The organism is Proteus sp. PR00224, assembly GCF_016238105.1.
Taxonomy (GTDB): Bacteria; Pseudomonadota; Gammaproteobacteria; order Enterobacterales; family Enterobacteriaceae; genus Proteus.
On the sequence record NZ_JAEHQU010000002.1, the window covers coordinates 1 to 15,215 of the forward strand.

A 15,215-nucleotide genomic window follows, 5' to 3' on the forward strand; every position below is an offset into this window, starting at 1 on the left:
TCGCGCTATTACAGTGCGGGCTTTTTGCTTTCCACCTTCTCTATTATCAATACCTTTCTCATTTTTCTATCTATTTTATTTTTCAGAGCCCAACATGGTCTCAAATACGTTATCTCTTTATTTTTTATCTTTATTTTTAGTCTTCAGTGTGAAAAAAATAGCCATTTAAACGAGTTCACCACCTCATTATTAGATTATCTGTTTTAGAAACACACAATATGTTGTTTATCTATGCACTTAAACAAATATCGTCGATTGTCCTTTGACATATCAAATCACCCACTATATGATACACGCCACTTAATGATGTTCCTCCATAGTTCAGTCGGTAGAACGGCGGACTGTTAATCCGTATGTCACTGGTTCGAGTCCAGTTGGAGGAGCCATTTCTTTTTGTGTCACCCTCGTAACTTCTTGATTTTATTCTCTGTTTCACCTTACATAATTTCAAAAACATAATAAAAAAATACGATTAAATGGTAGCTATTTAATCGTTTTCGTATTAGCATTCGTTTCCGGCTTGACTATCTAGTCCAATCCAATCCTTGATCTTTCGATTTTCCTAAGACACACGGAGCCGGTATATGACCACTGCACAACCTATCACCCTCACTATTCGCCGTCCTGATGATTGGCATGTTCACTTTCGTGATGATGACATGCTAAAAACTGTTGTTCCTTATACCAGTCGCTATTTTGGCAGAGCTATTGTCATGCCAAACCTTGTTCCACCTGTTACAACGATTGAAGCGGCTCGCACTTACCGTGATCGCATCAAAGCGGCTATTCCTGCCAGCGATAACTTCGAACCGTTAATGACTTGCTATTTAACAGATAGCACATTGCCTTCAGAAGTAGAGCAAGGTTTCTTACAAGGTGTTTTTACTGCTTGTAAACTTTATCCTGCGAATGCAACAACTAACTCAAGTCATGGTGTATCCGATATCACAAAGATTTATCCAATCTTAAGTGTGATGGAAAAAATCGGAATGCCATTGCTGATCCACGGCGAAGTAACCGCCTCAAGCATTGATATTTTTGATAGAGAAGCACGTTTCATCGATAGCGTTATGTCTCCTGTACGCAAGCAATTTCCTGAGCTAAAAATTGTTTTTGAACATATTACAACTAAAGAAGCCGCTCAGTATGTATTAGAAGGAAATGAATTTCTCGGTGCTACCATTACTCCGCAACATTTGATGTTTAACCGCAATCATATGTTAGTTGGTGGTGTTAAACCTCACCTATATTGCTTGCCTATTCTTAAACGCAACGTTCACCAAGAAGCACTAAGAGAAGCAGTTGCATCAGGAAACTCTCGCTTTTTCTTAGGTACAGATTCAGCACCTCACTTACAGCACCGCAAAGAATCATCTTGTGGTTGTGCTGGGGTATTTAATGCACCAACCGCACTGGCAGCCTACGCAACCGTATTTAAAGAACTCAATGCATTACAACACCTTGAAGCCTTCTGTTCTCTAAATGGTCCGCGTTTTTATGGTTTACCCGTTAATGAAGGAACAATCACATTAACTGAAAAAACTGTTGAGGCTCCAGCACAAATCCTTTGTGGTAATGAAGCGCTTATTCCTTTCTTAGCGAATGAAAATATTCATTGGGATATCACTGTCGATTAATTCTCCCCCTTGATATTTATCTAAAATGCACCATATAACATTTGTTCGACTGTTAATGGTGCATTACTCTTTTATCAGAGCCAGTACACATTTTTTTGTTATAACCAAAATTTATCTTTTTAATCACGATAAATCTCGTATACTGAAAAGTAACCACTTTGTGTGGGAGCTTCTCTCTTAGTCAAAACCGGTTGTATGATTAGGAGGTATTATGAGTAGAAAAAATGAAGTTATTCAGACACATCCTGTTGTAGGCTGGGACATCAGTACCGTTGACATCTACGATGCCATGATGTTGCGTTTACATTATCTTCCTGAAAACGAACATCATCCAGAAAATGCAGTTGTAGATAAGACACTTTGGCTCACAACAGACATAGCTAAGCAGTTGATTCATATTCTTCAAGCTGGCATTGATAAAATTGAATCATCTGAAGATTCTGTTTCAGACAACACCAAACATTAATAAAAAGATCTAGAAAAGTTAGCGAACGTAAAACAGGAGTACTTGGTACTCCTGTTCTCATTTTATCTCCCTACAGTCCTCTATCACATATTATTTATATCAATATATAAACCAGCTCTTACTGCATGCAAATAATTGCCCATATTAATAAATCAACTTTCATTTAATGAAAAAATAATCATAACCTTTTTATTCGATATATCTTCAGAAAAATAACATATAAGCCGAATTGACATAAAATAAGGTTATCTTTATTTTAATAAATTAAAACAGCTACAAACAAGGAAGTTATTTGTGAAAGTATTAATTATTGATGAATGTTTTTTTACTCGTAATGGTATAAAACATTATTTTTCGAAGAGAAATCTAAGACATGAAATAATTGACATATCATCTATACAAGAAGCCAATAGTTATATTAATCACTCAATGCCAGATATTATATTTATTGATCTCACAAGATATTGTCGAGAAGTAGCACATTGCCCGCATTTGCAACTTTTTTTTATTTCAACAAGAAGCTGTCGGCTTTATCTTTATATTGATGCTAACTACCCAGACAAAGAAAGACCTATCGCATTGACAAATAACTGTTTTATCCTTCCGAAGAAGATACTTCCTTGGGTGCTTGAAAAGACATCTTTGTTCACTTCTCGATGCCAAGTTTACTTTCCGACCTATAAACATTCATTATGTTCTATTTTTAGTTCACAAGAACAAAAAATTATTAATTATTGGATGAATGAAATACCTAATCATCAAATTGCTAAAAAACTATCCATTAGTAGTAGTACAGTATATTCACACAAAAGGCATATTACCGAAAAAATTAATGTGAAAAATCGAATTGAATTATTTTTCATATATAATATTTTAAAATACATATATGAGAAATAATCCTATTACATTTCAATCAAAAAAAACAAACAGAAGAAAAAAGGAATCCAATTCCTATTATTACTCCCTGTAAATGAGGTGGCTAATATGCGTGTTGACCACCTTAAATTTATTATAATATTATGTATGTAGGATACATATGATATTAAAATAATTAAACTGATATAGCTCTATCTTATAAAAGATAAAGTAAAACTGATTTGTTATGCAATCACTTCACTCTTCTTTTAATAAAGAGTGAAGTGATTATTTAAAATACCAAATCGATAATTAAGCTATGCGCTCAATCTTAGCTGGTAAACCTTGACGCACAGATGCACCAGATACCCAATCTAACCATGTATTAGTGATTTGACGTGTTGGATCAGCAAACCCTAAATCATTAAGGTTGATACCGTTGCCAATGCCTTTATCCATCGGTAATGGTTGTTCATCTAAATAATGCTGACGAGAGCCTAACTCTTGATGCCCATATCCATGTTCAATCGCTAAAACGCCCGGCATTACGCCATCAAGTAAACTAATCTCAGCTTCCACTTGTCCACCGGGTGTAACAATGCGAACTTTATCACCATGATTAACCCCCCATTTTTTACCATCTTGAGGATTAATTGCGACTAAGTTACTCGGTTTTACCATTCTTAAACGCTGGATCATGCCTGTTGAACTACTCACCACATGAGACTTAAAGGACATTAATTTTAATGGCCACTGCTCTTCAGGATAATGCTGATGAATATCACTACCATCCGATAAACGTGGTGGATAATAAGTCGGGCAACCACTATAACGTTCACCTGTTATTGCATGATGGTTTTTAGCCACTTCTTCATTCCAGATTTGTAATGGTTTTTTCCACTGAGGTCCAGTTTCTTCACCATTCCACGCTTTGTCATAAGGGGCAAAACGACCGCCTCGTGTATAGATATAGGCAACTTGAAGAACTTCTTCATTTTTTAATGTTGATGTTATCGCAGGTAAAATACGGTCTACACCACTTAATAAAATATCTTCATTGGTTGCAGGGGCAACAGGTTTTTCCCCCATAAACGCCATATTAGCGGCAACGCGTAAATAGTAATCTTCTGCACTATTGATTGGATAGAAGTTACCCTCCATATCTTCGATTGCTTTCTCACCAAAGCCTGGCAAATCTAAGGCTTTTGCAACAGCAATACAGAATGCTTCCATTGAAATTGGCTGACCATCAGCTGTTTTTGCAACACGAGGTTCAACAATCGGCCAGCGTGCTGTACTTGCTTTAGTTTGAACACCAGACCAAGGCGCACTAAATCCCCAACTCTCAAAGTTATGTGTATCAGGAACAATATAATCTGCCAGCGCTGTTGTTTCATTCATAAAAGCATCAATACCAATAATCAAAGGTAGGTGCTTCGGATCTTTCAAGCGCTCTTCCATCACTTGGCGAATACCCGCAATCCCATAAATAGGGTTGGTCATATTCGTTATCCATGCTTTTAATGAATAAGGATAACCTGCTAATGCAGAGCCTAGCTGCTCAGTTAATTGTCCAGCAGCAAACGGATACCAAGGTGCTTTTGCTGGATATGGGGATCCCCCTTTCTCTATACGCTCACGGTATTCATCAGATTTCTCATAGGCGGCTTTGCTGCGTGATAACACCATGCCTTTTGGTTTAACTTTACCTTTAAAGCTATCCATTTTGTAACATGGCCCATCGGTTGCACCATTAAACTTACCGCCACCAACAGATACTCCACCTTTAAGGTTTAAGTTACCTATTAGCGCATTCAGCATAATCACGCTCCATGCAGTATAGAAACCATTACCGCCCATCATACCGCCATGAGAGATAACCGCCGCTTTTCGTCCATAAGCGGTAAATTCACGACCTAATGCAGCGATTGTTGTTTCTGGTACTTTACAACGCTCACTATATTCTGCCAGTGTCATACGTTTAGCCGCTTCATCAAGTAATTGGAAACTTGATTTAACCGTAACGGTAGCACCCGTTTTTAATGTCACAGTATGCGTAGCAAACAATTGTGCTTTATTAACTTGGGTCGATGGAACTAATTCACCTTCAAGTGATAAAACCAAGGTTTGCTCTTCCCCTTCTGCAACATCATTAAAATGTGCAGTTGTCAGCATTTGTCCTGACAAAGGATGTTTTTCATCACTGATCACAAGGTGAGTCGCATTCGTCCAGCTCTTCTCACCCATATTTTTCATTGAAACTTCGCTTGGTACTGACAGATATTCTGCATTGTAGCGATTGTTTTCAATGATCCAGCGGATCATCCCCATAACTAAAGCGGCATCCGTTCCCGGTTGAACTGGAACCCAATGCCCATGATCGTTAGCTAATGTTGTTGTTAAAGGTAAAGCAGGTGCAACAACCACATAGTTAAACGAATCACGAATTCGTGCGTTAGCTAACTGACGACCTTGACGCTTAAATGGGTTACCTGATTGTGCTGGTGATGTTCCTAAAAATAGTGCAAATTCAACGTAATCCCAGTCAGGCTTAACGTGGGCGTTTTTATCTAAATCGTTCATTAACGCACCAGAGCCAGCACGGTACGCCAATCCACAATAAGAGCCATGAGCACCAAAGTTTTTACTACCAAATGAGTTTTGAGCAAAGCGACGAATAAACGTATCTCGACCATCATCACCCGCATTTGTCATTAATAATTGATTAGCTTTAGGGCCTAAAGCCGGTTGTTTTGGATCGATTAAAGTCTCTAAATCACGAATGGCGCGTAAGCCATCAACATGGCCTTCACCAAAGAGATCGCCACCTTCAACAATTTCTTGGATCAACTGCTCAAAACTAATGCGTTTCCATTTACCTTCACCGCGCTTACCCACGCGTTTCATCGGCTCAAGAATACGTGTTGGGCTATCAAGGCTTTCCATCATGGTTGCACCACGAGCACACGCCGTAGAGCGGTTTTCTAAACCACTTTCACCACCCATTTTTTCAAATGCTTCTTTAATTGGCATGTTATAGCCAAAATGATGATCATGAGAAAGTGGGTGATAAGGATTACCTGCAATACGTAAAACTTTATTATTGGCTCTATCAACACGGGCACGAACGCCGCATTGTGTCCAGCAACCAAAGCATTGCGTCATACAAACAGATTGATCTGTATTCGCTTGCCATTTTGCGTCTTTTACAACTTTACCTTCAGGTAATAACGAGTTTCCATTGATCCTATCAAGTGTCACTTTACCTGATGTGCCATCAACTAAACCATCTATGGCACGTTTAGCAACATCACGGTAGCTGGCAGCAAATGCGGCAATACCACCGATAACTAACCCACCTTTAAGCCATTGACGTCTTGTAAACTTAGCCATGCTGCACTCTCCTGACAACCCAACGAATACTTTCTCTAAATAAAATAGTTAACGCTATCCACAATCCAAATGTACCAACAATTGCCATCAATCCATCATTACCTAGCGTAAACTCATAAGGGTTTGTAATTATGTTATATTTTGGAATGTATTGAGCACCCATCAACATCAACCAACGTAATACCCACGCAAGTCCCATTGATACAAATGCCATGATGGTAATAAACGCAACCGAACGTACTTGTTTTGCCATCAAAAGTCCCATCGCAACAGAGATACCCCATAGTACGATAACGCCCATGGCACTCCACCAGCCAAGGCTTCCCATTACTAATTGTTCTCTAATTGCCTGACCTGAAATCGTATCGCCTGCAACCCAAAAGCCCGTACATACTGCTAATAACATCAGTGAACTCACAAACCACATTGCTAATTCACGCTGATGTACAGGTTCACGACGTGTGCCTAATGCGAGTAATGTCGGTAGTACTTGCATTGCACTAAAGAACAACAGTATTGGTAACCAGTAGGTATACAACACAGGCCTTGCTTTTAAGATAGAGGCTTCGCGGCCTGTATATAACAACAAACCAATCGCAGTTAATGAGCAAGCTAATGCTACCCAACGAGTTAATTTGTATTCACGCTTCCAGACTAAACGAACGACCATCGCAGCAAAGTAAAGCATGCTAAATACTGAGAACAATGGCAGTAATAGTGATCCCCATGCCATCCAAGACCACGGTGTTGGATAAGCATAGAAGTGCCACACGCGTGCTGTTTGGTGTAAATCTGCCGTTAAAGCAAGAGGTGCTGTAATGCCAGCTGTTACCGCAATAAAGACAGCAACCGCTTCTAAACGTTGATTACCTGCACCGCCTTTCCAGCACTGCCAGCACGCATAAAGCGTTGCACTACAAGCAATACCGATAAAAAAGAAATATTGCACAGCCCAAGGTAACCAAAAATATTCTTGAGGGATCGCGATGACTTCTTGAATTTGAGAAATTTGCGGGATCATGAGTGAACCTCCTGCTGCCATAATGCGGGTTGTCCTTGACCTGCTAACGGTTGTACAAATGCATCATCGAGGCCGAGATAGAAAACTTGTGGCAATGTACCGCTTTCTGGTTTTAATACTTTAAGCTCTTTTTCATGTGTACGTAGCATTTTGCTGATAGTGCTATTAGGATCTTTCATATCGCCGATAATACGAGCACCGCCAACACAAGATTCAACGCACGCAGGCAATAATCCAACTTCAAGGCGATGTGCACAGAAAGTGCATTTATCTGCTGTTTGTGTTGAGTGATTAATAAAACGTGCGTCATAAGGACATGCTTGAACACAATAAGCACAACCGACACAACGTTCATTATCAACGACGACAATGCCGTCTTTACGTTGGAAAGTCGCTTGAACAGGACAAACTGGCACACAAGGTGGTTCATCACAATGGTTACACAATCTAGGCAGTAAGACGTTGGTTATCCCTTCTTGCCCCTTGATAGCAACCTGATATTGGTTTACTGTCGTCCTAAATTGTCCTTGAGGCGTCTGATTTTCGATGTTGCAGCTCACAGTACAGGACTGGCATCCTACACAACGGCGTAAATCAATCAGCATACCGTAGCGTTTATCTTCCGAGCCCTCACGACGCTCAGGTGATAATTTAATGCCGGCTTCAGCTAAAGGAACCAGTGAAGCACCCGCAGTAAGGACCCCTAATTGTTGTAAAAATTTTCGTTTTCCAAGATCCATATTTGTCTCCAGCATCACTCAATAACACAATCTCACTATGAGTGAAGGAAATAGAAATTAAAAAGTATGTGTTTTGTTATAAGTGCATTGTAAAAATTACTGAAGATGACACCTATTGTGGTTTACCACATACCAAGTGCGAACTTGATCCAAGACAATATTTAATATTAGATATTTATGACGATAAAACAGACAATTGGGATAAGAAACGCAGTAAGTATCGGGTTATTGCTGCTCTTTTTTGTACTTCCTCTACAAGCCACAGCAAAAGAGTGGACAATCGGTGTTTTAGCACTACGTGGTGATGCGTCCACTCAAAGACACTGGCATCCACTTGTTGATACATTAAATGAACAATTTCCGTCAGAAAACTTTGTGTTAATGCCATTAAATCTGGAGGAGATGAAATTAGCAGTTGCGAAGAAAAGTGTTGATTTCTTACTCACAAATCCTGCGCAATTTATTCAATTAGATAATGCATTTCCATTACGCTGGTTGCTCTCTTTACGTTCTGGCTATGAGCCTGATAACACGACACGAAATGTCATTGGTAGCCTAATTCTCGTCCGTAACGATAGCCCGATTACTTCTGCACATGAATTAATCGGAAAACGCGTTGGCGCCATTGCCCCTGATGCCTTTGGCGGCTATCTTTTAGGTTACAAAGCGCTACGAGAAGACGGAATTGATCCTGATAAAGATTTCACATTGCGTTTCACGGGTTTTCCGGCGGATGCTTTACTTTATCTATTACGAGATGAGGATATTAATGCGGCAATTATTCCCGTCTGTTTACTGGAAAATATGGATAGCGAAGGGCTTATTCGTAAAAGTGATTACCGCCCCTTGATTTCCTATCAAACCAATACGCCATGTTTAACCAGTACACCGCTCTACCCTAATTGGTCATTCGCAGCACTAGATACCGTACCTGATGAACTTGTTGATAAAGTCACTCGCGTTTTACTCACCGATGATAGTAAACCGATGAAATGGGGAGCCCCTGCTTCACATACACAAGTTGAAAAGCTATTAAGGGAAGTCAACCAACATCCTCGCCAAAGACAGCTTTGGCAAGATGCGCAAAGTTGGGCTATTCAGCACCAATTTATTATTGGTCTTTCATTGGCGGCTATCCTTTTTCTCATCCTAAACCAAGTCTGGATCAGCTATTTAGTTAGGCGTCGTAGTCGCCAACTGGAACACGCTCACAATCGATTAAGACAGCAAAAGGAAGAGTTAGAACACGCTCAACGCTTAAATATATTGGGAGAAATGGCATCAGGATTTGCTCATGAGCTTAATCAGCCACTTTCTGCTATTAAAAGCTATGCGCAAGGGAGCGTTATTCGCCTCAAAAGAGAGAATGAATCGCACCCATTGCTACCTGCATTGCAACAAATAGATAAGCAGGCGCAACGTGGCGCTGATATCATTAGAAATCTACGCTTATGGGTTGGAAAACAAACACCTAATACTGATACCATTTTGCTTTCTCATCAAAATATTGCAGAGTGTACCCAACATATTTGGAAGCTTTTACGCGTAGAAGACAAATACCCACAGGTTTCACTGATCACCCATATTGATGAACATGATACCCTGTGTTTACCCGAAACATTATTAGAGCAAATTTTATCGAATTTAATCACCAACAGTCTCCAAGCTGGCGCTAACGAACTAAAAATTAGCACCCATAAGGCTCCTGATAGGTTACTTATAGTCATTGAAGATGATGCAGGTGGAATGAGCCACAGCCAACTTGAACAGCCCTTTTCCCCATTCCAAACAACAAAAACGGAAGGACTTGGGTTAGGTTTGGTGATTTGCCAACGTTTATTGCTTTCTCAAGGTGCTGATATTCATATTGAAAACCAAAAGAATGAACAAAATAAAGTTGGAATAAAAATCACACTTATTTTCCCTAACAAAAATAAATAACGGAGAAAAAATGCCAACAATTCATCTTGTTGATGATGATCTTGCTGTCACTGATGCTTGTCAGTTTTTATTAGAAAGCTTAGGTTATTCAGCCCATGTCTGGAATGATAGCGAGTTCTTTATCAACAATGTCAATCTCTATCAGCAAGGTGTTGTATTGTTAGATATGAGAATGCCAAAACCCGATGGCAGGCAAGTCCACCAGCATTTAATTGATAAGCACAGCACCCTTTCTGTGATTTTTTTAACTGGTCATGGCGATATCCCCATGGCAGTTGAAGAGATCAAAAAAGGAGCTATCGACTTTCTACAAAAACCCGTTGATAGCAATGCGTTGTTATCTGCTTTAGATGCAGCATTTCTTGAAACCAATACGCGTTTTACCGCACATGATATTCGTCGCCGTTATGCTTCATTAACCCCAAGAGAAAAAGACATTGCCTATTATGTTATTCAAGGATTAATGAACCGAGAAATTGCGGAAGTTGCTTGTGTTTCAATAAGAACTGTCGAAGTTCATCGAGCAAAAGTGATGGACAAAATGGCAGCTAAAAATATTGCCGAATTGGTGACGGCATTACAAGGTATCGAAATAATTTCACCTAATTTATGACAAAATTTCTTATCTGCGCTAAAAAGTGTCACAATATAAGATATTCATTGGAAAAATAGTAAATAGATAGGCTTATGATAAAGTCACCTCCATTTAAAAAATCATTTTTGCATCCTAAATATTGGCTGACTTGGTTCGGGATCGGATTACTCTATATTCTGGTTCTCCTTCCTTATCCTGTCATTTATTGGCTAGGTACGCGCCTAGGCCGTTTTTCGAAAGTTTTTTTAAAAAAACGTGTCCAAATAGCGGAACGTAATCTTGAACTCTGTTTTCCACAGATGCCAAAAAGTGAACGAGAAGCCTTAGTTAATAAAAATTTTGAATCTGTTGGTATGGGATTATTCGAAACGGGTATGGCGTGGTTTTGGCCAGAGTGGCGTGTCAAACGTTGGTTTAAAGTCAGTGGGCTTGAAAATATCAAAAAGGTTAAAGACTCAGGACAAGGGATCTTACTTATTGGGATCCATTTTCTGACACTAGAGCTTGGTGCTAGGATTTTTGGTATTTGTAATCCTGGCGTTGGTGTTTATCGCCCTAACGATAATCCCGTTATGGACTGGCTACAAACATGGGGTCGATTACGTTCTAATAAATTTATGATTGACAGAAAAGATGTCAAAGGCATGATCCGTAGTTTAAAAGCAGGTGAAATTATTTGGTATGCACCTGACCATGATTATGGTCCTCGTAAAAGTGTTTTTGTGCCTTTGTTTGCAGTTGATAAAGCGGCAACAACAACGGGAACTTATATTCTGGCAAAAACGAGCAAGCCCGCATTAATTCCATTTACCCCAAAACGCTTACCTGAAGGCAAGGGTTATGAATTAATTATATCGCCACCTGTTGCTGATTTTCCTACTGATAATGAGGAAAATACCGCGAGAGCGATGAATAAAGTCGTTGAACAAGAGATTTTACGCGCGCCAGACCAATATATGTGGTTACATCGTCGCTTTAAAACTCGCCCAGAAGGTGACGCTTCCTTATATAACGAAATAAAGAAAGTACACTAACGACAAAGTGGCTGTTTTGAAATAAAACAGCCACTTTGTTATATTGCAATACACTGAAATAACAATAATAAAATCAATAACAGCATAAGCTGTAAACTCCTGCAAAACACATTATAAGAGCAAGACCTATCGCACTTATTCTGTATCATGGCTATATTCTTATTCATCATAAAATAAGAAAACCGACTCGTTGTTGCCACGCCCAACATCGCTACGGTTATTGTCAGCCTATTTTCTTGGTTTACTCTCTCGTTCTCGGCTAAAGGAGTAACATGGATCTCAAGCCCCGAAATAACTCTTGGAAACGTAATCTCTATATTGTCTGGTTTGGCTGTTTTTTAACTGGCGCTGGTTTTAGTTTGATCATGCCCTTTCTTCCTTTATATGTAGAAGAACTGGGTATAACCGATCACGAAGAGCTTAATCTTTGGACAGGTGTTGCATTTAGTATTACTTTCCTTTTTTCTGCCATTGCAGCACCTTTTTGGGGGAAATTATCAGATAGAAAAGGTCGAAAATTAATGCTGTTACGTTCTGCCCTTGGTATGGCGATTGTGATGGTATTAATTGGGTTTGCTCAAAATATATGGCAATTATTAGTATTGCGAGCCTTGCTGGGTATATTAGGTGGCTTTGTTCCGAATGCAAATGCGTTAATTGCCACTCAGGTTCCAGTTAAAAAAAGCGGCTGGGCATTAGGAACACTTTCAACAGGTGCAGTGAGTGGCGCATTAATAGGTCCTTTAATTGGCGGTATGCTTGCCGATCTCTATGGTTTACGTCCTGTCTTCTTTATTACTTCTGCCGTTTTATTTATTTGCTTTTTAGTCACCCTCTTTTTTGTCAGTGAAAACTTTACACCTGTTTCTAAAAAAGACGCACTGACCACCAAACAAGTATTCTCATCACTTAAAAATAAAAGACTCGTTGTATGCCTATTTTTCACTACGATGATCATTCAAGTAGCAACAGGCTCCGTTACGCCTATTTTGACACTTTATATTCGTGAATTAACAGGTTCAGTTAGCAACCTTGCCTTTATCAGTGGTGTTGTCGCCTCTGTACCTGGTATTGCTGCACTTATTAGCGCACCTCGTTTTGGTAAATTAGGTGACCGAATTGGTCCTGATAAAGTCCTTCTTTTTACCCTCGGACTCTCTATTTTTATGTTAATTCCAATGGCACTGGTCAGTAGTTATTGGGAACTTGGCGCGCTACGTTTTTTACTTGGTGCGGTCAACGCAGCCATGTTACCTGCGGTACAAACGCTTATTCTTTATAACATTACCCCTGCTATTGCGGGTCGAATTTTCAGCTATAACCAAGCACTAAGAGATGTTGGAAATGTTACGGGACCGTTAATGGGGGCTTTTGTCGCTGCAAGCTATGGATTTAGAGCTGTTTTTTATTTCACCGCAGCCGTTGTCTTTTTTAATCTAATTTATTCTTGGTTAAGCTTTAGAACACCACAAGAAAAGTAGTCAAAAAATCTACAAATTAGATTAGTTAATAGTTTTTTTTCTTCAAAAAATTACACTTTTACATTTAAAGGCTTAATTGTTATTTTTTTTATTCTATTTTTTGTAATTTATTGTTTATTAAGAACATTCTCACCCCCTGCTTGTTAAGACCTATAAAATTTTCTTGTCCTCTTTTTTCAAAAAATTGCAAGGTTAACTATTGCAAAATGAGATTTTTATCGACTTTTGCACCAAAAAATGGTTTATAAAGTATTAAATATACTTTTAGTCACTAAATTCTGACAAAAGTATGTTAAAAATATATTAATTAAATGCAGTGGATATTGATAACAGAATGAAATAATTTTGTTTCACCACTAGCTGATATTTTGTTCTTTTTACTTGCAAACGACCTGTAGAGGTTTTTTTTGGGAATTTAAGATGCAATCTACTCACTCAAAATCTAGCCGAACTTTCTTTGGCCACCCATATCCATTAAGCTCCCTTTTCTTCACCGAAATGTGGGAACGCTTTTCTTTCTATGGTATTCGCCCATTATTAATTCTATTTATGGCGGCAACCGTTTATGAGGGTGGCATGGAAATCCCCAGAGAGCAGGCATCTGCTATTGTGGGTATTTTCGCAGGCGGTGTTTATTTAACATCGCTACCAGGAGGTTGGCTGGCTGATAACTGGTTAGGTCAGCGCCTAGCTGTATGGTATGGCTCTATCTTTATTGCATTAGGGCACCTATCCATCGCACTTTCAGCGTTTTGGTCACAAGATCTGTTCTTTATCGGTTTATTACTGATTGTATTGGGTACAGGGCTATTTAAAACCTGCGTAACTGTGATGGTAGGAACCTTATATAAAAGGGATGATACTCGCCGTGATGGTGGATTCTCCTTATTTTATATGGGTATCAATATGGGCTCATTTATTGCACCACTCATCACGGGTTTCTTAGTGCGTGATTATGGCTGGCATTGGGGCTTTGGTATCGGTGGGATTGGTATGCTTGTTGCGTTACTGATTTTCCGCTTTTACGCAGTACCGACCATGCGTCGCTTTGATAGCGAAGTCGGTTTAGATTCAAGTTGGGATCGCCCAACCGTCGTTCGTCGTAATGTCGGTCAATGGATCTTAGCGTTATCTGTCGTTCTTATAGCAATTGTTGGCCTTATTATTTCTGGTGTTATTCCTTTTAACCCAGTTGTTGTGGCTAACTTTATGGTCTATGTAATTTCAGGTAGTGTTATCGCTTATTTTATCTATTTATTCCTATTTGCTGGATTAAGTAGTAGTGACCGTTCTCGCTTATTTGTTTGTTTCCTCTTATTGGTTTCAGCAGCCCTTTTCTGGTCTGCATTCGAACAAAAACCAACATCATTTAACTTATTTGCCAACGACTATACTGACTTAAACTTTATGGGTTTCGAGATCCCAGCAGTTTGGTTCCAGTCTGTTAACGCCCTGTTTATTATTATTCTTGCACCTGTATTTAGCTGGTTATGGCCAATGATGGCACGTAAGAATATGAATTTAAGCAGTATGACTAAGTTTGTGATTGGTATTTTATTTGCAGCGGGTGGCTTTACCGTCATGATGTTTGCATCTGAAAGCGTTATTGCAACAGGACAAGGCGTTTCACCTCTTTGGTTAATTGGCAGTATCTTATTACTGACATTAGGTGAATTATGCTTAAGCCCAATTGGTCTTGCCACTATGACTATTTTAGCGCCTGCTAAAATGCGTGGTCAGGTGATGGGATTATGGTTCTGTGCAAGTGCATTAGGTAATTTGGCAGCAGGTTTAATGGGTGGAAATATCCGTCCAGACAAACTGGATGTAATGCCTGATTTCTTCTCTCATGTTTCTATCGCTCTGGTTATTTGTGCTGTTGTTCTTGCTGCACTGATTATTCCAGTTCGTAAACTTTTACAAAGTGCAGATAGCAAAGAGAAAGCACAAGCTTAATCTAATGCGTTAATTATTAAAGCCATGTCTAATTACTTAGACATGGCTTTTTGCTTTTATATCCTACAATTTGTAACGCTGTTTTTAAGTATTGCA

At 39.2% G+C, this 15,215-nt stretch carries 11 protein-coding genes and 1 tRNA gene; 9 read left to right on the forward strand and 3 right to left on the reverse strand.

Features of this window, described 5'->3' with window-relative positions; translation table 11 throughout:
* Positions 1 to 310 precede the first annotated feature (310 nt).
* From JEP71_RS03380 to JEP71_RS17655, 4 genes are all read left to right on the forward strand, one after another.
* Positions 311 to 386: transfer RNA gene (locus JEP71_RS03380), tRNA-Asn, on the forward strand.
* A gap of 198 nt (positions 387 to 584) precedes the next feature.
* Positions 585 to 1,637 carry a dihydroorotase gene (gene pyrC, locus JEP71_RS03385; protein WP_198619819.1) on the forward strand — a complete coding sequence of 351 codons (1,053 nt, stop codon included), beginning with the start codon at positions 585 to 587 and terminating at the stop codon, positions 1,635 to 1,637.
* Positions 1,638 to 1,848: 211 nt separating this feature from the next.
* Positions 1,849 to 2,103, forward strand: coding sequence for a biofilm formation regulator BssS (gene bssS, locus JEP71_RS03390; protein ID WP_064720401.1), 255 nt, complete (start codon positions 1,849 to 1,851; stop codon positions 2,101 to 2,103).
* A 294-nt stretch (positions 2,104 to 2,397) separates the two neighbouring features.
* Positions 2,398 to 3,000 (forward strand): response regulator transcription factor, encoded by a 603-nt coding sequence (locus tag JEP71_RS17655; RefSeq protein ID WP_198619818.1) that lies wholly within the window; start codon positions 2,398 to 2,400, stop codon positions 2,998 to 3,000.
* 270 nt (positions 3,001 to 3,270) lie between these two features.
* Here the strand turns inward: JEP71_RS17655 and ttrA are convergent, their stop codons facing one another.
* The 3 genes from ttrA to ttrB are packed head-to-tail and all read right to left on the reverse strand — an operon-like array spanning position 3,271 to position 8,112.
* Positions 3,271 to 6,351 carry a tetrathionate reductase subunit TtrA gene (gene ttrA / locus JEP71_RS03400; protein WP_198619817.1) on the reverse strand — a complete coding sequence of 1,027 codons (3,081 nt, stop codon included), beginning with the start codon at positions 6,349 to 6,351 and terminating at the stop codon, positions 3,271 to 3,273.
* Positions 6,344 to 7,372 (reverse strand): tetrathionate reductase subunit TtrC, encoded by a 1,029-nt coding sequence (gene ttrC, locus JEP71_RS03405; protein ID WP_198625768.1) that lies wholly within the window; start codon positions 7,370 to 7,372, stop codon positions 6,344 to 6,346. The genes ttrA and ttrC overlap by 8 nt, the downstream gene beginning before the upstream one ends.
* Positions 7,369 to 8,112 carry a tetrathionate reductase subunit TtrB gene (gene ttrB / locus JEP71_RS03410; protein WP_072068548.1) on the reverse strand — a complete coding sequence of 248 codons (744 nt, stop codon included), beginning with the start codon at positions 8,110 to 8,112 and terminating at the stop codon, positions 7,369 to 7,371. Before ttrB ends, ttrC begins: the two co-directional genes overlap by 4 nt.
* Before the next feature lie 177 nt (positions 8,113 to 8,289).
* Here ttrB and ttrS point away from each other — a divergent pair, with 177 nt between their 5' ends.
* The 5 genes from ttrS (at position 8,290) to JEP71_RS03435 (ending at position 15,119) form a co-directional block, all read left to right on the forward strand.
* Positions 8,290 to 10,053, forward strand: coding sequence for a tetrathionate respiration histidine kinase TtrS (ttrS, locus tag JEP71_RS03415; RefSeq protein ID WP_198619815.1), 1,764 nt, complete (start codon positions 8,290 to 8,292; stop codon positions 10,051 to 10,053).
* Between the two features lie 10 nt (positions 10,054 to 10,063).
* The gene (gene ttrR, locus JEP71_RS03420; protein ID WP_075673842.1) at positions 10,064 to 10,666 is read left to right on the forward strand and encodes a tetrathionate respiration response regulator TtrR; all 603 of its coding nucleotides are present in this window, start codon (positions 10,064 to 10,066) and stop codon (positions 10,664 to 10,666) included.
* Between the two features lie 74 nt (positions 10,667 to 10,740).
* Positions 10,741 to 11,682 carry a Kdo(2)-lipid IV(A) acyltransferase gene (locus JEP71_RS03425; protein WP_198625769.1) on the forward strand — a complete coding sequence of 314 codons (942 nt, stop codon included), beginning with the start codon at positions 10,741 to 10,743 and terminating at the stop codon, positions 11,680 to 11,682.
* 272 nt (positions 11,683 to 11,954) lie between these two features.
* Entirely contained in the window at positions 11,955 to 13,163 is a 1,209-nt protein-coding gene (gene mdtG / locus JEP71_RS03430) for a multidrug efflux MFS transporter MdtG (protein ID WP_198619813.1), read from the forward strand.
* A gap of 420 nt (positions 13,164 to 13,583) precedes the next feature.
* Positions 13,584 to 15,119, forward strand: a complete 1,536-nt coding sequence (locus tag JEP71_RS03435; protein ID WP_099075795.1) for a peptide MFS transporter — start codon at positions 13,584 to 13,586, stop codon at positions 15,117 to 15,119.
* Positions 15,120 to 15,215 lie beyond the last annotated feature (96 nt).